The sequence below is a fragment of the Arthrobacter sp. NPDC058127 genome, from assembly GCF_042884555.1.
In the GTDB taxonomy this organism is placed as follows: Bacteria; Actinomycetota; Actinomycetes; order Actinomycetales; family Micrococcaceae; genus Arthrobacter.
The window spans coordinates 404875-422802 of sequence record NZ_JBHVTT010000002.1; the positions used below are offsets into that span (position 1 = coordinate 404875).

General features: G+C 62.7%; 13 protein-coding genes. 12 read left to right on the forward strand and 1 reads right to left on the reverse strand.

Translation table 11 applies throughout. The features are described from left to right. From ACFVTG_RS05250 to ACFVTG_RS05280, 7 genes are all read left to right on the forward strand, one after another. The gene (locus ACFVTG_RS05250; protein ID WP_284755100.1) at positions 1-3900 is read left to right on the forward strand and encodes a DNA-directed RNA polymerase subunit beta'; all 3900 of its coding nucleotides are present in this window, start codon (positions 1-3) and stop codon (positions 3898-3900) included. Between the two features lie 446 nt (positions 3901-4346). Then, positions 4347-4721, forward strand: a complete 375-nt coding sequence (rpsL, locus tag ACFVTG_RS05255; RefSeq protein WP_009358312.1) for a 30S ribosomal protein S12 — start codon at positions 4347-4349, stop codon at positions 4719-4721. 1 nt (position 4722) lies between these two features. Further along, positions 4723-5193 carry a 30S ribosomal protein S7 gene (rpsG, locus tag ACFVTG_RS05260; protein ID WP_059387355.1) on the forward strand — a complete coding sequence of 157 codons (471 nt, stop codon included), beginning with the start codon at positions 4723-4725 and terminating at the stop codon, positions 5191-5193. A gap of 68 nt (positions 5194-5261) precedes the next feature. Then, positions 5262-7376, forward strand: coding sequence for an elongation factor G (fusA, locus tag ACFVTG_RS05265; RefSeq protein WP_284755113.1), 2115 nt, complete (start codon positions 5262-5264; stop codon positions 7374-7376). 235 nt (positions 7377-7611) lie between these two features. Then, the gene (tuf, locus tag ACFVTG_RS05270) at positions 7612-8802 is read left to right on the forward strand and encodes an elongation factor Tu (RefSeq protein WP_059387357.1); all 1191 of its coding nucleotides are present in this window, start codon (positions 7612-7614) and stop codon (positions 8800-8802) included. Between the two features lie 607 nt (positions 8803-9409). Further along, positions 9410-13153 (forward strand): hypothetical protein, encoded by a 3744-nt coding sequence (locus ACFVTG_RS05275; protein ID WP_390278686.1) that lies wholly within the window; start codon positions 9410-9412, stop codon positions 13151-13153. A gap of 28 nt (positions 13154-13181) precedes the next feature. Next, entirely contained in the window at positions 13182-13307 is a 126-nt protein-coding gene (locus tag ACFVTG_RS05280; RefSeq protein WP_284755115.1) for a hypothetical protein, read from the forward strand. A 34-nt stretch (positions 13308-13341) separates the two neighbouring features. On the opposite strand, the gene ACFVTG_RS05285 is transcribed toward ACFVTG_RS05280, so the two are convergent. Next, positions 13342-14766: a GH1 family beta-glucosidase gene (locus ACFVTG_RS05285; RefSeq protein WP_390278688.1), complete on the reverse strand. Its 1425-nt coding sequence runs from the start codon at positions 14764-14766 to the stop codon at positions 13342-13344. A 389-nt stretch (positions 14767-15155) separates the two neighbouring features. Here ACFVTG_RS05285 and rpsJ point away from each other — a divergent pair, with 389 nt between their 5' ends. The 5 genes from rpsJ to rplB are packed head-to-tail and all read left to right on the forward strand — an operon-like array spanning position 15156 to position 17926. Then, positions 15156-15464, forward strand: a complete 309-nt coding sequence (rpsJ, locus tag ACFVTG_RS05290; RefSeq protein WP_003803825.1) for a 30S ribosomal protein S10 — start codon at positions 15156-15158, stop codon at positions 15462-15464. An 18-nt stretch (positions 15465-15482) separates the two neighbouring features. Continuing rightward, positions 15483-16133: a 50S ribosomal protein L3 gene (gene rplC / locus ACFVTG_RS05295; protein ID WP_059387360.1), complete on the forward strand. Its 651-nt coding sequence runs from the start codon at positions 15483-15485 to the stop codon at positions 16131-16133. Between the two features lie 4 nt (positions 16134-16137). Then, entirely contained in the window at positions 16138-16755 is a 618-nt protein-coding gene (gene rplD, locus ACFVTG_RS05300; protein WP_284755136.1) for a 50S ribosomal protein L4, read from the forward strand. Then, positions 16752-17057: a 50S ribosomal protein L23 gene (gene rplW, locus ACFVTG_RS05305; RefSeq protein ID WP_059387362.1), complete on the forward strand. Its 306-nt coding sequence runs from the start codon at positions 16752-16754 to the stop codon at positions 17055-17057. Before rplD ends, rplW begins: the two co-directional genes overlap by 4 nt. A gap of 29 nt (positions 17058-17086) precedes the next feature. After that, entirely contained in the window at positions 17087-17926 is an 840-nt protein-coding gene (rplB, locus tag ACFVTG_RS05310; protein WP_028265104.1) for a 50S ribosomal protein L2, read from the forward strand. The last annotated feature ends 2 nt before the right edge of the window (positions 17927-17928 follow it).

Genomic DNA, 17928 nt, shown 5'->3' on the forward strand with positions numbered 1-17928 from the left:
ATGTCCAGCGAATCCTCCTTCGGCCTCATGCAGATCGGCCTCGCCACCGCGGAAGACATCCGCGGCTGGTCTTACGGTGAGGTCAAGAAGCCGGAAACCATCAACTACCGCACGCTCAAGCCCGAGAAGGACGGCCTCTTCTGCGAGAAGATCTTCGGCCCGTCCCGGGACTGGGAATGCTACTGCGGCAAGTACAAGCGCGTGCGCTTCAAGGGCATCATCTGCGAGCGGTGTGGCGTTGAAGTCACCCGCGCCAAGGTGCGCCGCGAGCGCATGGGCCACATTGAGCTGGCCGCTCCCGTCACGCACATCTGGTACTTCAAGGGTGTTCCCTCCCGTTTGGGCTACCTCCTTGACCTGGCACCGAAGGACCTCGAAAAGGTCATCTACTTCGCTGCCTACATGATCACGAGCGTCGACACCGAGAGCCGTCACGCGGAACTGCCGAACCTCCAGGTGGAGCACGACCTCGAGAAGAAGCAGCTCGTCGACAACCGCGACAGCGACATCGCCACGATTGCCCGCGACCTTGAGGACGAGCTTGCCCGCCTCGAAGGTGAAGGCGCCAAGGCTGCCGACAAGAAGAAGGCCCGCGACTCCGCGGACCGTCAGATGGCCAACGTCCGCAAGCGCGCGGATGCTGAGATCGAGCGCCTCGAGCAGGTCTGGGACCGTTTCAAGAACCTCAAGGTCGCCGACCTCGAAGGTGACGAAGGCCTGTACCGCGAACTGCGCGACCGCTACGGCATGTACTTCGAAGGCTCCATGGGTGCCGAAGCCATCAAGAAGCGTCTTGAGAACTTCGACATGCAGGCAGAGTCGGAGTCCCTGCGCGACACCATCCAGAACGGCAAGGGCCAGCGCAAGACGCGTGCCCTCAAGCGCCTGAAGGTTGTCAACGCATTCCTGACCACCAACAACAGCCCGCTCGGCATGGTGCTGGACGCCGTCCCGGTGATCCCGCCGGAACTGCGCCCGATGGTCCAGCTGGACGGTGGCCGCTTCGCGACCTCCGACCTCAACGACCTCTACCGCCGTGTGATCAACCGCAACAACCGACTCAAGCGACTGCTTGACCTCGGTGCGCCGGAGATCATCGTCAACAACGAGAAGCGCATGCTTCAGGAAGCTGTTGACAGCCTCTTCGACAACGGCCGCCGCGGCCGTCCCGTCACGGGTCCGGGCAACCGTCCGCTGAAGTCCCTGAGCGACATGCTCAAGGGCAAGCAGGGCCGTTTCCGCCAGAACCTGCTCGGCAAGCGCGTCGACTACTCCGGCCGTTCGGTCATCGTCGTCGGCCCGCAGCTGAAGCTGCACCAGTGTGGTCTGCCCAAGCAGATGGCCCTGGAGCTCTTCAAGCCGTTCGTGATGAAGCGACTGGTTGACCTCAACCACGCGCAAAACATCAAGTCGGCAAAGCGCATGGTCGAGCGTTACCGTCCGCAGGTCTGGGACGTGCTGGAAGAGATCATCACCGAACACCCGGTGTTGCTCAACCGTGCACCTACCCTGCACCGCCTCGGCATCCAGGCATTTGAACCGCAGCTTGTTGAAGGCAAGGCCATCCAGCTTCACCCGCTGGTTTGTGGCGCTTTCAACGCCGACTTCGACGGCGACCAGATGGCAGTCCACCTGCCGCTGAGCCCCGAAGCGCAGGCTGAAGCCCGCATCCTGATGCTGTCCTCCAACAACATCTTGAAGCCGTCCGATGGCCGTCCGGTGACCCTGCCTTCGCAGGACATGATCATCGGTCTGTACCACCTGACCACCAAGCGCGTTGGTTCCGCAGGCGAAGGCCGCATCTTCTCCTCGGTTTCGGAAGCCATCATGGCCTACGATGCCCGCGAGCTGCACCTGAACTCCCAGGTCAAGATCCGCCTTGAGGGCTTTGTTCCTTACGCCGGCTGGGAAGCTCCGGAAGGTTGGGAGCCGGGTCAGACCGCACTGGTCCAGACCTCCCTCGGCCAGGTTCTCTTCAACGAGACCCTGCCGGAGGACTACCCGTGGGTTGAGGCTGTTGCCGACAAGGGCGAGCTTTCCCGGATCGTCAACGACCTCGCAGAGCGCTACCCGAAGGTGGTCACGGCTGCAACGCTGGACAACCTGAAGGACGCCGGTTTCTACTGGGCGACCCGCTCGGGCGTCACCGTGGCAATCTCCGACATCGAGGTGCCCACCTCCAAGCCGGCCATCTTGGCCGGTTACGAGACCATGGCTGCCAAGATCCAGGGCCAGTACGACAAGGGCCTGATCGACGACGACGAGCGTCGCCAGGAACTGATCGAGATCTGGAACAAGGCCACCAACGAAATCGCCCAGGCGATGCGTGACAGCCTGTCCCCGATGAACACCATCAACCGCATGGTGTCCTCCGGTGCACGTGGTAACTGGATGCAGGTCCGCCAGATCGCGGGTATCCGTGGTCTTGTGGCCAACCCGAAGGGTGAGATCATCCCGCGTCCGATCAAGTCCTCGTACCGCGAGGGCCTGTCGGTGCTGGAATACTTCATCGCCACGCACGGTGCCCGTAAGGGTCTGGCCGACACCGCACTGCGTACCGCCAACTCGGGTTACCTGACCCGTCGTCTGGTGGACGTTTCGCAGGACGTCATCGTCCGTGAAGAGGACTGTGGCACCGAGCGTGGTCTCATGACCGCAATCGCCGTGCCGGACTCCAACGGTGAGCTGGTCCTTGACGAGAACGTCGAGAACAGCGCCTACGCACGTACCCTCGCCGTCGACGTCGTCGACTCCAAGGGTGCCGTGCTGGCAGCTGCCGGCACCGACTGCGGCGACGTCGTCATTGCCGAGCTGCTCGCGGCCGGCATCACCGAGGTCAAGGTCCGTTCCGTGCTCACGTGTGAGTCCAAGGTCGGCACCTGTGCGCTCTGCTACGGCCGTTCGCTGGCCACCGGCAAGACCGTGGACATCGGAGAGGCCGTCGGCATCATCGCCGCACAGTCCATCGGTGAACCCGGTACCCAGCTGACCATGCGTACGTTCCACACCGGTGGTGCTGTTTCCGCCAGCGGTGGCGACGACATCACCCAGGGTCTGCCCCGTATCCAGGAGCTCTTCGAAGCCCGTACTCCGAAGGGTGTTGCACCGATTGCTGAAGCAGCCGGCCGCATCGCCATCGAAGAGTCCGAGCGCCAGATGCGCCTCATCATCACCCCGGACGATGGTTCCGAGGAGATCGCCTACCCGGTGCTGCGCCGTTCCCGCCTCCTCATCGAGGATGGCGAGCACGTCAGCGTCGGCCAGAAGCTGATCAACGGTCCTGTGGACCCGAAGCAGGTTCTGCGCATCATGGGTCCGCGTGCCGCCCAGAAGTTCCTGGTGGACGAGGTCCAGGGCGTTTACCGCAGCCAGGGCATCGGCATCCACGACAAGCACGTGGAAGTCATCGTCCGTCAGATGCTGCGCCGTGTGACCGTCATCGAATCCGGCGACTCCGATCTGCTTCCGGGCGAGCTCGCTGAGCGCAGCCGCTTCGAAGACGAGAACCGTCGCGTGGTGTCCGAAGGCCGTACCCCGGCTTCCGGCCGTCCGGAACTGATGGGTATCACCAAGGCATCTCTGGCAACCGAGTCCTGGCTGTCGGCCGCTTCCTTCCAGGAGACCACCCGCGTTCTGACGCAGGCGGCCATGGAAGGCAAGAGCGACCCGCTGCTCGGCCTCAAGGAGAACGTCATCATCGGTAAGCTCATCCCGGCCGGTACGGGCCTGCCCCGTTACACCGAGGTCACCGTGGAGCCGACTGAAGAAGCAAAGGCAAGCCTGTTCACGGGCCCCAGCGCCTTCACCGACTTCTCGTATGACGCCCTGGGCGGCGACGGAGCTCCCGAGTTCCACGCCATCCCGCTGGATGACTACGATCTCGGCAACGACTTCCGCTAACGGGCACGGCGGGCCCTTTCGTGTCGCGTTCCGCGCCACGTAGGGAACCTGCCGCCCTGCCCTTAGTCTTCTAGTCAAGGTAAGGACCCCGTACTCACTGAGTGCGGGGTCCTTCCCGTTAGGGCCCGACGACGGCGGCCGGCACCCGCCATCGTGGTTCACCCCTCTACACCCGATTAATGCCTCAGATCAAGCCATGCTAGAATTTTGGTAATTGTTCTGTGTGGCAGTGGATGAAGGCCGCCGCAGCATCATTTCGGTTTTGTTCTCATGATGTTGGGTGGAGCCTGTTTCCGGGTTGCGGGCTACGTGCGCAACGAATGCCGCACTTTTGCACGCCCACCGGGTCTTCGGACCAGGGCCGCATGGACAACGCCAAAGCTCTCACGCAAACACAGGTCAACATCTGGGCGCGGAGCAGAGATCAACCAACGGAGAACACGAAAGTGCCTACGATTAACCAGCTGGTCCGCAAGGGCCGCACGCCGAAGGTCTCCAAGACCAAGGCTCCCGCGCTTAAGGGCAGCCCGATGCGCCGCGGTGTTTGCACCCGCGTTTACACGACCACCCCGAAGAAGCCGAACTCGGCTCTCCGTAAGGTTGCGCGTGTGCGCCTCAACGGTGGCGTTGAAGTTACCGCCTACATCCCCGGTGTTGGCCACAACCTCCAGGAGCACTCCATCGTGCTGGTCCGTGGTGGTCGTGTGAAGGACCTCCCGGGTGTCCGTTACAAGATCGTCCGTGGTGCCCTCGATACCCAGGGTGTCAAGAACCGCAAGCAGGCCCGCAGCCGCTACGGCGCAAAGATGGAGAAGAAGTAATATGCCTCGCAAGGGTCCGGCCCCGAAGCGGCCGCTAGTTTCCGATCCCGTTTACGGTTCCCCGTTGGTCACCCAGCTGATCAACAAGGTTCTGATCGACGGCAAGAAGTCCACCGCAGAGCGCATCGTTTACGGCGCCCTCGAAGGTGCACGCGCCAAGTCCGGTGGCGACCCCGTTGCCGCCCTCAAGAAGGCCATGGACAACGTCAAGCCTTCCCTCGAGGTCCGCTCCCGCCGTGTCGGTGGCGCAACCTACCAGGTTCCCGTTGAGGTCAAGCCGGGCCGCTCCACCGCCCTCGCTCTCCGCTGGCTGGTTGGCTACTCCAAGGCCCGCCGCGAGAAGACGATGACCGAGCGCCTCCAGAACGAAATCCTGGATGCGTCCAACGGTCTCGGTGCCGCTGTGAAGCGTCGCGAAGACACCCACAAGATGGCCGAGTCGAACAAGGCCTTCGCACACTACCGCTGGTAAATCTTCCCGTACGCCGCCGGCTCCCTGAGCCGGCGGCGAACGTGTAGTCCATCCGAAAGGGAGACACCGTGGCACAGGACGTGCTTACCGACCTTAGCAAGGTCCGCAACATCGGCATCATGGCCCACATCGATGCCGGCAAGACCACTACCACCGAGCGCATCCTGTTCTACACGGGTGTGAACCACAAGATCGGCGAAACGCACGACGGCGCTTCGACGACCGACTGGATGGAACAGGAAAAGGAACGCGGCATCACCATCACGTCTGCCGCCGTGACCTGCTTCTGGGACAAGAACCAGATCAACATCATTGACACCCCGGGCCACGTGGACTTCACGGTTGAGGTCGAGCGCTCGCTGCGCGTCCTCGACGGCGCCGTTGCTGTCTTCGATGGCAAGGAAGGCGTCGAGCCGCAGTCCGAGACTGTTTGGCGCCAGGCGGACAAGTACAACGTGCCGCGTATCTGCTTCGTCAACAAGATGGACAAGCTCGGCGCTGACTTCTACTTCACCGTAGACACCATCATCAGCCGCCTCGGCGCCAAGCCGCTGGTTCTCCAGCTGCCGATCGGTGCAGAGAACGACTTCATCGGCGTCGTGGATCTCCTTGAGATGCGCGCCCTGGTGTGGCCGGGCGATGCCAAGGGTGACGTCACCATGGGTGCCAAGTACGAGGTCCAGGAGATCCCCGCCGATCTCCAGGCCAAGGCTGAGGAATACCGTGCACAGCTCGTTGAGACTGTTGCCGAGGCTTCCGAGGAACTCATGGAGAAGTACCTCGACGGTGAAGAACTCACTGTCGAGGAGCTCAAGGCCGGCATCCGCAAGATGACCATCAACTCTGAGCTCTACCCGGTTCTCTGTGGTTCTGCCTTCAAGAACCGCGGCGTACAGCCGATGCTCGATGCTGTTGTTGACTTCCTGCCGAACCCGCTCGACGTCCCGCCCATGGTCGGTCACGACCCGCGCGACGAAGAGAAGGAGCTCACCCGCAAGCCTTCCGCCGACGAGCCGTTCTCGGCCCTGGCGTTCAAGATTGCGGCGCACCCGTTCTTCGGCCAGCTCACCTTCATCCGCGTGTACTCCGGTCACGTGGAAGCAGGCGCACAGGTGGTCAACTCCACCAAGGGCAAGAAGGAGCGCATCGGCAAGCTGTTCCAGATGCACGCCAACAAGGAAATGCCTGTTGAAGGCGCTACCGCTGGCCACATCTACGCAGCGATCGGTCTGAAGGACACCACCACGGGCGACACCCTGTGTGATGCGAACAACCAGATCGTCCTCGAGTCCATGAGCTTCCCGGAGCCTGTGATCTCGGTTGCCATCGAGCCGAACACCAAGGGTGACCAGGAGAAGCTCTCCACGGCCATCCAGAAGCTCTCCGCTGAGGACCCGACCTTCCAGGTCTCCCTCAACGAGGACACCGGTCAGACCATCATCGCCGGCATGGGCGAGCTCCACCTGGACATCCTGGTGGACCGCATGCGCCGCGAATTCAAGGTCGAGGCAAACGTCGGCAAGCCGCAGGTTGCTTACCGCGAAACCATCAAGCGCGCTGTAGAGCGTCACGACTACACGCACAAGAAGCAGACCGGTGGTTCGGGTCAGTTCGCAAAGATCCAGATCGCCATCGAGCCGATGGACACCGCCGACGGCGAGCTGTACGCGTTCGAGAACAAGGTCACCGGTGGCCGCGTGCCCCGCGAGTACATCCCGTCCGTTGACGCGGGCATCCAGGATGCACTCAACGACGGCGTTCTGGCCGGCTACCCGGTTGTCGGCATCAAGGCCACGCTGATTGACGGCGCGTACCACGATGTTGACTCCTCGGAAATGGCGTTCAAGATCGCCGGCCGTATGGCTTTCAAGGAAGCCGCACGCAAGGCGAACCCGGTTCTGCTCGAACCGCTGATGGATGTTGAGGTCCGCACCCCTGAGGAATACATGGGTGAAGTAATCGGTGACCTGAACTCCCGCCGTGGCCAGATGCAGTCCATGGAAGATGCCGCCGGCGTCAAGGTGATCCGTGCGCATGTTCCGCTGTCCGGCATGTTCGGCTACATCGGTGACCTGCGTTCGAAGACCCAGGGCCGTGCTGTGTACTCCATGACGTTCAACAGCTACGCCGAGGTCCCGAAGGCAGTTGCCGACGAGATCATCCAGAAGACCCGCGGCGAGTAATCACCGACGGATAAACCAGGATGCTGGCCCGTTCCGGGAAAGCATTCAGTGCAGGCGCCGGGCTGTAGCCCAGGCCGCAGTCCGGCCCCTGCGCGAACAGACTCCAGGTACTAGCATTGGTCCCTGAATCTGCAATTTCACCAAATCCAAAGCCCCCAAGTAGACTTGCTGGAGTTTCTGCCGCGAAAAGCGCGGCCGAGGAGCAACTCACTTGAAATCGTTCTAGGAGGAACCTGTGGCAAAGGCAAAGTTCGAGCGGACTAAGCCGCACGTCAACATCGGCACCATTGGTCACGTTGACCACGGTAAGACGACGCTGACTGCCGCCATTTCCAAGGTGCTGTACGACAAGTACCCCACTCTCAACGAGCAGCGCGACTTCGCGTCGATTGACTCTGCTCCGGAAGAGCGCCAGCGCGGTATTACCATCAACATCTCCCACGTTGAATACCAGACCGAGAAGCGCCACTACGCACACGTAGACGCTCCGGGTCACGCTGACTACATCAAGAACATGATCACCGGTGCTGCCCAGATGGACGGTGCGATCCTCGTGGTTGCCGCCACTGACGGCCCGATGGCTCAGACCCGCGAGCACGTTCTGCTCGCCCGCCAGGTTGGCGTTCCCTACCTGCTGGTCGCGCTGAACAAGTCCGACATGGTCGACGACGAAGAGCTTCTCGACCTCGTTGAAATGGAAGTTCGCGAGCTGCTCAGCGCTCAGGGCTTCGATGGCGACGACGCTCCCGTTGTTCGCGTTTCCGGCCTCAAGGCACTCGAAGGCGACCCGGTTTGGGTCAAGTCCGTCGAGGACCTCATGGAAGCTGTCGACAACTCGGTTCCGGACCCCGTTCGTGACCGCGACAAGCCGTTCCTGATGCCGATCGAAGACGTCTTCACGATCACCGGTCGTGGAACCGTTGTTACGGGTCGCGCCGAGCGCGGTACCCTCGCGATCAACTCTGAGGTTGAAATCGTTGGTATCCGTCCGGTCCAGAAGACCACCGTTACCGGTATCGAGATGTTCCACAAGCAGCTCGACGAAGCATGGGCCGGCGAGAACTGTGGCCTCCTGCTCCGCGGTCTGAAGCGCGACGACGTCGAGCGTGGCCAGGTTGTCGTCAAGCCGGGTTCCATCACCCCGCACACCGACTTCGAGGCAAACGTCTACATCCTTTCCAAGGACGAAGGCGGACGTCACAACCCGTTCTACTCGAACTACCGCCCGCAGTTCTACTTCCGTACCACGGACGTAACCGGCGTTATCACCCTGCCGGAAGGCACGGAAATGGTTATGCCTGGCGACAACACTGAGATGACCGTCGAGCTCATCCAGCCCATCGCTATGGAAGAGGGCCTCGGCTTCGCAATCCGTGAAGGTGGCCGCACCGTTGGTTCGGGACGTGTTACCAAGATCATCAAGTAGTTTCTACTTGTAGAGTCGGTGGAGGACCGGCTGCCTGGCGTCCGGTAGCAAACCAAAGAAGAACCCCGTCACTATCGTGGCGGGGTTCTTCTTTGCTATCGTTTATCTATCGAATGGATTAATGGCGGATGGTGGATCCGTGACTTTGCGAAGCCGAAGCCCGTGCGGCTTCGTCGCCCCATGGGATAGGAGAGCAGCAATGTCTGGCTTCTTTGGCACCATCCTCGTATTGGCTATCGTCTTGGTCGCCGCTTTAGTGTCCTACTCCGCGGGGAAATCGAAAGGACGGTGGCTTGCCGAAGGGGATGCACAACGGTTGGTTGACGATTCCGTTGGGCAGTATCGCTCAGGCTATCTAGCCGGCCACTTGGCAGGGTGGCGAGACGCCGAGGCCCGGCACCTATCTGCTCCTGCGGAGGAACGGGCCTCCCGCCCGCCTGGCCCGGAGGGCCCGCAAACGTTCCCGCCTATTCCCGTGCAGGGCGCCCCGGAGCAAATCGCGCCGAACCAAATCGCACCAGTCCAAGCCACACCAGCCCAGCCCGCCCCGGTTGGGCCCGTGCCAGTTGAACCGTGGCCGCTCCCGATTCATTCGCAACCAGCGCAGGTGCAACCAGCCCGGATCTCGTCAGAGGCCCTTCGCGACGAACGAACGGCCCGGAAACAGAAGCGGGATCGGCAGAACATCAACATCACGCTGTACGTGGCAAGCCTTCTGCTGGTCGCCGCCTCAGCGCTGTTCATCGGCACCAGCCTCCCGACCGTTCTCCGCTTTGCCGGTGCATGGACCATCACCGCGGCCTTTTATGCCGCGGGCTTCATCCTCCATGCGAGGGCTCCCAGGCTACGGCCCGCAGCGATCGCCTTCGCGGGAACGGGCCTTGCGTTGATCCCCGTGACGGGGCTGGCGATGTACAACTTCGCCTTGAACAACGGCCCGGCCGCCTGGCTGGTCACGTCCGTCGTCGGGACGGTGGCCTATGTAGTCGCCGCAGTTCGACTCGACAACAGGGTTCTCGCCTTCCTGTCCTTGAGCTTTGTGGTCTCCTCGGCGTGGTCCGGTGTGTCCATGCTGGGCGGCGCCCTTGTCTGGTATTTCGCTTCCCTGATCGGCTTCGCCGTGTTCCTGACCCTGATAGCCACGCGCAAACCGCACTGGCTTCCGCCGGTCTATATCCGGCCCTTGATGTCCCTCCACCCCTATGTGGTGCCGTTCGTTGCACTTGCCGCCAGTTTCGTGCCCCAACATCTGGGGAAGGACGAGTACGCCATCATCATGATGGTGTGCGGCGTGTATTTCGCCGTCATGGCGGCCCTTCCCCAGGGCGTGTTCCGGCTCCAACAGTTCTATGCGGCGAGGCTCTCATTCACCGTGGCCTTCCTCGTGTTCCTTTCGGACGCCGGGCTTGGGTTGCCGGAGGTACTGTTGGCCGCCGTCGTTCTTCTTGCTCTGCAGTCGCTGTGGCCGGCATTCGACAGCAGCCGGTTCGCCCGTTGGTTCCCGGGTCCGTGCACATCCCAGGCGATCCGGCGCTGCCGGATTGATGCCGTGGTGTGCTTTGGCCTTCAACTGGCGGCTGCCTCCATGGCGGCCTTCGCCATCCTGGTCCGGCATTCCGGGACGCCCGTGGGCCTCCCGTTGTTCGCGAGCCTCCTGTGCGGTTTGGTCCTGGCGTGGAAGCTGGGAGGCCACGCCGAGTGGCTCCCCGTGGGCGCCCTTGTGGTGGCGGCGCCGTTTGCCGATGAACTCGGCGGTTGGCCGACGGCGGCATTGTTGGCTATCGCCGGCGCGTTCTGGCTGCTGCGGGCCAGCAGGCCAATGGAGGGCAAACGCAGGGTCTTTGTCCTCGCGGGGCGCATTGCGCTCACTCTCAGCATCCCGGCAGCGACAGCAGCTGTAGCGCCGGAGAATCCCGACCGCGCTGCCGCCGTCGTCATGGCGTTCCTTGCCGCCGTGACGTTCCAGTTGCTGTTGGAAGCCGCGCTGATCCGCTTGGGTGTCGGGACCTTCGCGCCGACCGCCTGCCTCGCAGCCTTTGCCGGGGCCGGCATGGCCGTGATGCCTTTGCTTATTTTGCTCGAGCAAGCCCCGGACCAACCCCTGACAACGTCGGCCATCAGAATTCATGTCCTTGCTGCCGCGCTGGTTGGCTGGACGCTGTTCCCGAATGCGGCGAGAGTCACCCTGCGCGGAAGGGTGGTTGAATTCCTCGCCCCGGCGGCCCTAGCCTGGGCGGGAGTGCTGTCCTTCGGAGCCCTGTCCGTGGCGTCGGGAAATGCTGTGTTGCTCGTTGGCATGCTGTATTTCACGGTTCAGGCGCTCCGTCTTCCCCGCACCCTGCACCGCCGCAGCTATTGGTGGGCGGTCCGTGCCCTCGTCACCCTTCTCGCAGGCACAGGCTATCTGCAGTTGCTCCGGGACGGAGGTGGCCTGGAGTTGGCGGGGGAGAGGCTTCAGCTTGCAACTGCGGTCTTCATCGCCTTGACCCTCCAGGTCATTCCGCCCCTCGTGGAGGCGGTCCGCGGTCCTGACCGAGGCCTCGCGACACTCGACGCCGCCGTGGTGCTGCCCTTCACGGCCGGCGCCGTCGCCGTCGTGAGCATTTCCGGGCGCTACGTCGACGGCTCCGTGGCCGGAAGCTGGCAAGCGGCCGCGGTCTCACTCATCATGGCGGCCTCGGCGGTGGCGGCCGGGTTCATGCTTCGCACGGAGGGCGCCTCCTCAGTCTTCGTGCCGGCGACATTGGCGCTCTTGCTGCTGCTTCGCGGTGGGCACATTCACGAGGTCGAGGCGTTGCTTGCCATCTTCGCCGGGTTCAGCGCCGTCATGGTGGCTGCGGCACCCGGGCGGACGGCGAAGGGCATCTACTTCATTGCCGCCAGGATTCTCACGGCCGCCCTCGCCGCAGTCTTCGCGCACGACGTGTCGGCCTCCGTCACCGTTGTGTCGCTGACTTTCGCGGGCGTCCTGGTGCTGCAGCACATCGCCCGCTGGCTCCTGCGGAACCGCTTGCAGCAGATTCCCTTCCAACAGGCGGCAGTCTGGGTGACGCTCGGAGCGCAAGCCGTGCTGCCGGCGATGTACCTTTTGGCTCAGCAGGAAGCCCACGACGGCGGCCGCTGGGTCCTGCTGCTCGAGCTGGCAGCGTTGTTGGTCTCCGCCGTCGTGGCGAGCCGGATCTTCACCGCCCGGGGCGCCGGGTATTTCACCATTCCGGCGTCGGTTGCCGCGGTGGTGGCAGCCGGACCCGAGGTGTCATTCCCTGCCGGGACGTGGCTCGCGGAACCCCTGTTCGGTCAGTTCGCGGTGATCCTGGTGCTGCTCGCGATGTCGCTACTGGTGACTGTTGTGAGGCTGCTGGTCCAGCCGGGAAGCGGCGTCCCCGAGCATTGGTTCTGGCTGGCGGCGGCGCTGTCTTTCGCGGGTGCCGGAGGCGCGCTGTCGGTTGACGTTCCGCACACCGCCACGGGAATGGCGGGACTGGTACTGGCGCTAGTGTGCTTCGTGGCCTCCCACGTCGAGGGAATGCCGGGCTTCTACCCGCTTGCCTCCGCCGCAAGCCTCGTCGGTGCTACTGTCCTGGTCGCTACGGCCCTGGATGAGGCTCCCCTTCTGGGGCAGGCCGGGGCTCAATGGGAGGATTTCCTCCCGTGGCTCCTGGGCTGCGCAGGATCGGCCGCTGTGCTCTACGCTGCCCGTTGGTCCCGGATCCCGGGAGTGGGGTCGCAGCCTGTGCGCAAGTTGTCGCTCGCGGCAGCGGCAGGAGGGGGATTTGCGCTGGCCGCAGCTGCAGGCCTACTGCACGATGACACCGCTCTGGCAGGAACTTGCCTGCTCGGCGCCGCCGTGGCCGTGGCCTACCTCGAAGTACCCCGGGCCATCAGATTCACTGTCGCGGAGCTGGGTGCGGTGCTGGTGCTTGCCGCCGCCCAACGGGCGGTCCTTTTCGTCCATGGAGCCAGGCCCGAGCTCTTTTGGGTGGTGCAGTGGTTCGCGGTCCTCGGTGCCGTTTTGGCAGGGGTGCGCTATTACGTAGGGGACAATCTGGAGGGGCGTATCAGATTGGGGATCGCCTCAGGCTTGTTGTCCTTCGGAGGCCTCCTCTCGGTAGTGCCAGGAAGCCTCTTCCCGGGCACTGAGCCACAGCAACTATGGGTCCTCGTCGGATATGCCGTGTTACTGCTTGCCGGACTTGTCCTCGCCGAGCGCATGTTCGTGTGGTGGGGTGCCGCGGGCGTTGCCCTCAGCGTGATGTGGGCCCTTCGTTCCTATGCCTTCGCGATGCTCGCCGTGATCGCCTTGGCATTGATTGTCCTTGCGGTCTGGCGCCTCAACCGGACCGCGCCCTGATACCGTTGCCTCAAGGGAGGAATGCGAAATGGGAACGCTGATTTTTCTGGTCTTGGTGGTTGTTGTGGTAGCCGGGGTCTTTTGGGGAAGGAAATACTTCCGCCGCGAGATCGAGCGCGCCAAGCGAATCAATCGGGCGAACAGGAAAGATTGATTTAGCACGATCGGTCCACAAACAGGACTTCGAATCAGCTCCTGCGCGCCTTGCTCAAGGACTGGTACCAGTAATACGAGTCCTTGGGGGTTCTCTCGAGGGTGTCGAAGTCCACGTGCACCAGGCCGAAACGCTGCGAATAGCCCGCGGCCCATTCGAAGTTGTCCAGCAGCGTCCAGACGTAGTAGCCCAGAAGTTCGACGTCGTGGGCAATCCCGCCAGGGGCCGTGGCCCTCAAGGCCTGGCCAAGGTGCGAAGCAAGGTAGCTGATGCGGTCGGCGTCGTGCACTGGACCCCGCGTGTGGTCCGGTTCCGGGAAGCTCGCGCCGCTCTCTGTGATGAAGAGGGGAGGCAGCGCTGCTCCGTAGCGGTCCTTTAACTCCCGGAGCAGGATTCCGAGGTGTTCGGGGGCCACAGGCCAGCCAAATCCTGTCGTTTCGTATTCGGGGAAGGCCGCAAGGTGGAACGGAAGCTTGGCCATCATGTCCGGGGTGTTCCAGTGCGCGGTTCCGTCGGCGTGGCCCGAGGCTACTTTGACGGGGTAGTAGTAGTTCAGGCCGTAGAAATCCAAGGGCTGGTGGATGGTCTTGAGATCTTCGTCCCGGACTTTGCCCAGGGCGCGGAACCAAGGCCTCACCTGTAGCGGCGGCTTCGGGTACTGCCCCAGGAGGATGGGATCGGCATACACCCGGTTGAAGATGAGGTCGAAGGCCTTGGCCATGAGGCCGTCTGCCAGCCGCTTGCTTGCGGGCCGGACTGGAGAATGCACGTTGGCTACGCCGACAGTTCCTGCTACTCCGGCAGCGCGCAGGGCCTGGACGGCCAGGCCGTGCCCCAACAACTGGTGGTGGGCAGCCGGCAGGGCATCGAAAAGCAGGCGCCTGCCGGGAGCGTGGACGCCGAGCGCGTACCCTTGCAACGCGACCGAAACTGGTTCGTTCAGGGTGACCCATTGCGCCACGCGGTCACCGAAGCGCTGTGCGGCCGCGGCCGAGTATTCGGCGAACCGTTCCGCCGTCGCCCGATTAAGCCAGCCGCCGTCGTGCTCCAACGGCAGGGGAGTATCCCAATGGAACAAGGTCACCATGGGGGACACGCCGGCCTTCAGGAGCTTGTCGATCAGGCGGTCGTAGAAATCCAGTCCCTGTTGGTTGATCGGTCCCTTGCCGCCGGGTTGGATCCGTGGCCAGGAGAGAGAGAACCGATAGGAGTCCACGCCCAGGTCCTGCATGAGGGCAATGTCCTCGTCCGTCCGGTTGTAGTGGTCGCAGGCGACTGCAGGGGAGTGCCCGTCGACGATCGCGCCTGGTTTCTCGGCAAATGCATCCCAGCTCGACGGTCCGCGACCGTCCGCTGTGAGCGAGCCCTCGATCTGAAAGGCCGCAGCAGCGACGCCCAAGGTGAAGTCCGGCCGGATGCGGCCTGCAAGATCCCCCACCGCGGCATCTTGGACAGTCATGACCCCATCATCCCGAGCGCAGGAGCTGATGGCAATGGTCCGACGAGGCCCGATTGGCTTATGCCGGGGAATTCCGGCATACTAGGTGAGTTGTTCAAGCGCTTCTTCGCGTCCCGATCCGGATAATGCCGGGTGTCAGGGTCCAAGCTGAAGCCCAAACATAACCCAGATCCCCAAAGGAATTCGGACGATTTTGCGCGGAAAGCGCGACACGCCCGACCGCGGGGGTCGGTTACACCGGCAAGTTGAGGAACCCGGATCCCTCCGGATTCAGCTTGTGCGGCGGGTGGTAGTACTACTTCAAATGCTTCGGCAGCCACATGCAACACGTAAGTGAACAGGGCAGCCTTTATTCGAGGGCAGCACAGACTGAAAGAGAGTCAGGCGACATGGCGGGACAAAAAATCCGCATCCGGCTGAAGTCATATGACCACGAGGTCATTGATGTTTCAGCGCGGAAGATCGTTGAGACGGTCACGCGCGCAGGCGCAACGGTAGTGGGCCCCGTGCCGCTGCCGACGGAGAAGAACGTGTACTGCGTTATCCGCTCTCCCCACAAGTACAAGGACAGCCGTGAGCACTTTGAAATGCGTACTCACAAGCGTCTGATCGACATCATCGACCCCACGCCGAAGGCTGTTGACTCGCTTATGCGTCTCGACCTGCCGGCCGACGTGAACATCGAAATCAAGCTGTAGGGAGGTGCTGAGAAAACTATGACCGCAACCCGTAATGTAAAGGGCCTGCTGGGCACGAAGCTCGGCATGACCCAGGTCTGGGACGAGAACAACAAGCTCATCCCGGTAACTGTCGTCCAGGCTGACTCCAACGTCATCACCCAGCTGCGCAATGCAGAGACTGATGGCTATGTCGCCGTTCAGATCGGCTACGGCCAGATCGATCCCCGCAAGGTCACCAAGCCGCTGGCTGGTCACTTTGAAAAGGCTGGCGTAACTCCTCGCCGCCACGTCGTCGAACTGCGCACTGCAGACGCCGCGTCTTACGAACTGGGCCAGGAGCTTTCTGTTGAGCTCTTCGAAGCCGGTCAGAAGATCGACGTCGTCGGCACCAGCAAGGGTAAGGGCTTCGCCGGTGTTATGAAGCGTCACGGCTTCCACGGTGTTGGAGCCTCCCACGGTGCGCACAAGAACCACCGCAAGCCCGGTTCAATCGGTGGCGCATCCACCCCGAGCCGCGTCTTCAAGGGTCTGAAAATGGCCGGTCGCATGGGCGCAGAACGTCACACCACGCTGAACCTCACGGTTCACGCTGTTGACGCCGAGAAGTCGCTGCTCCTTATCAAGGGTGCCGTCCCCGGTGCCCGCGGCCAGGTCGTCCTCGTACGCACCGCCGTGAAGGGAGCCTAGTTAGATGACTAGCACTGTCAAGGTAGACCTGCCTGCAGAGATCTTCGACGTCCAGACCAACGTGCCGCTGCTGCACCAGGTCGTCGTCGCACAGCTCGCTGCTGCTCGCCAGGGTACCCACAAGACCAAGACCCGCGCCGAAGTTTCCGGTGCAGGCCGCAAGCCGTTCAAGCAGAAGGGCACCGGCCGCGCCCGTCAGGGTTCCATCCGTGCTCCTCACATGACCGGTGGTGGCATCGTCCACGGCCCGACGCCGCGTGACTACAGCCAGCGGACCCCCAAGAAGATGAAGGCTGCCGCACTGCGTGGCGCCCTGTCCGACCGCGCCCGTAACGGCCGCATCCACGTCGTTGCTGAACTGGTCGCCGGCACCAAGCCGTCCTCCAAGGCAGCACTCGCCGCGTTGCGTGCAGTCTCCGAGCGTCGGAACCTGCTCGTTGTTATCGAGCGCGCCAACGATGTTGCCGCACTGTCCGTGCGCAACCTCGCAGATGTTCACGTTCTGTACGCAGACCAGCTGAACACCTACGACGTGCTGGTTTCCGACGACGTTGTCTTCACCAAGGCTGCGTTCGAGGCTTTCATCGCTGACAAGGCAAAGAACGAGGAGGATGCCAAGTGAGTGCAGCCACCATCAAAGACCCGCGCGACGTCGTCATTGCACCCGTCGTTTCGGAAAAGAGCTACGGCCTGATCGACGAGGGCAAGTACACCTTCCTGGTGGACCCCCGCTCGAACAAGACCGAGATCAAGCTGGCCGTGGAGAAGATTTTCTCCGTCAAGGTCGAATCGATCAACACCATCAACCGTGCCGGTAAGCGCAAGCGGACCAAATTCGGCTGGGGACAGCGCAAGAGCACCAAGCGTGCAATTGTCACCCTCAAAGAAGGCACAATCGACATCTTCGGCGGTCCGCTCGCGTAGCGGAGACCACTTTAACGAGGAAATGAATTATGGGAATCCGTAAATACAAGCCGACTACCCCGGGCCGTCGCGGCTCGAGCGTAGCCGACTTCTCCGAAATCACGCGATCGACTCCGGAAAAGTCGTTGCTGCGTCCGCTGCACAAGACTGGCGGCCGTAACAACACCGGTAAGATCACTACCCGTCACAAGGGTGGTGGCCACAAGCGCCAGTACCGTCTGATCGACTTCCGTCGTCACGACAAGGACGGCGTCAACGCCCGCGTTGCCGAAATCGAGTACGATCCGAACCGCACGGCTCGCATCGCCCTCCTGCACTACGTTGATGGCACCAAGCGTTACATCATCGCCCCGAACAAGCTGTCCCAGGGTGACTTCGTCGAGGCTGGCCCCGACGCTGACATCAAGCCGGGCAACAACTTGCCGCTGCGCAACATCCCCGTTGGTACCACCATCCACGCAGTTGAACTGCGTCCGGGTGGCGGCGCCAAGATGGCCCGTTCCGCAGGTGCTTCGGTTCAGCTCGTCGCCAAGGAAGGCCGTTTCGCCCAGCTGCGTCTGCCCTCCGGTGAAATCCGCAACGTTGACGTGCGCTGCCGCGCAACCGTCGGCGAGGTCGGCAACGCCGAGCAGTCGAACATCAACTGGGGTAAGGCCGGCCGTATGCGCTGGAAGGGCGTTCGCCCGACCGTCCGTGGTGTCGCCATGAACCCGGTCGATCACCCGCACGGTGGTGGTGAAGGTAAGACTTCCGGTGGACGTCACCCGGTCAACCCGAACGGTAAGCGTGAAGGCCGCACCCGCCGCCCCAACAAAGAGAGCGACAAGCTTATTGTTCGTCGCCGCCGTACTGGCAAGAACAAGCGATAGGA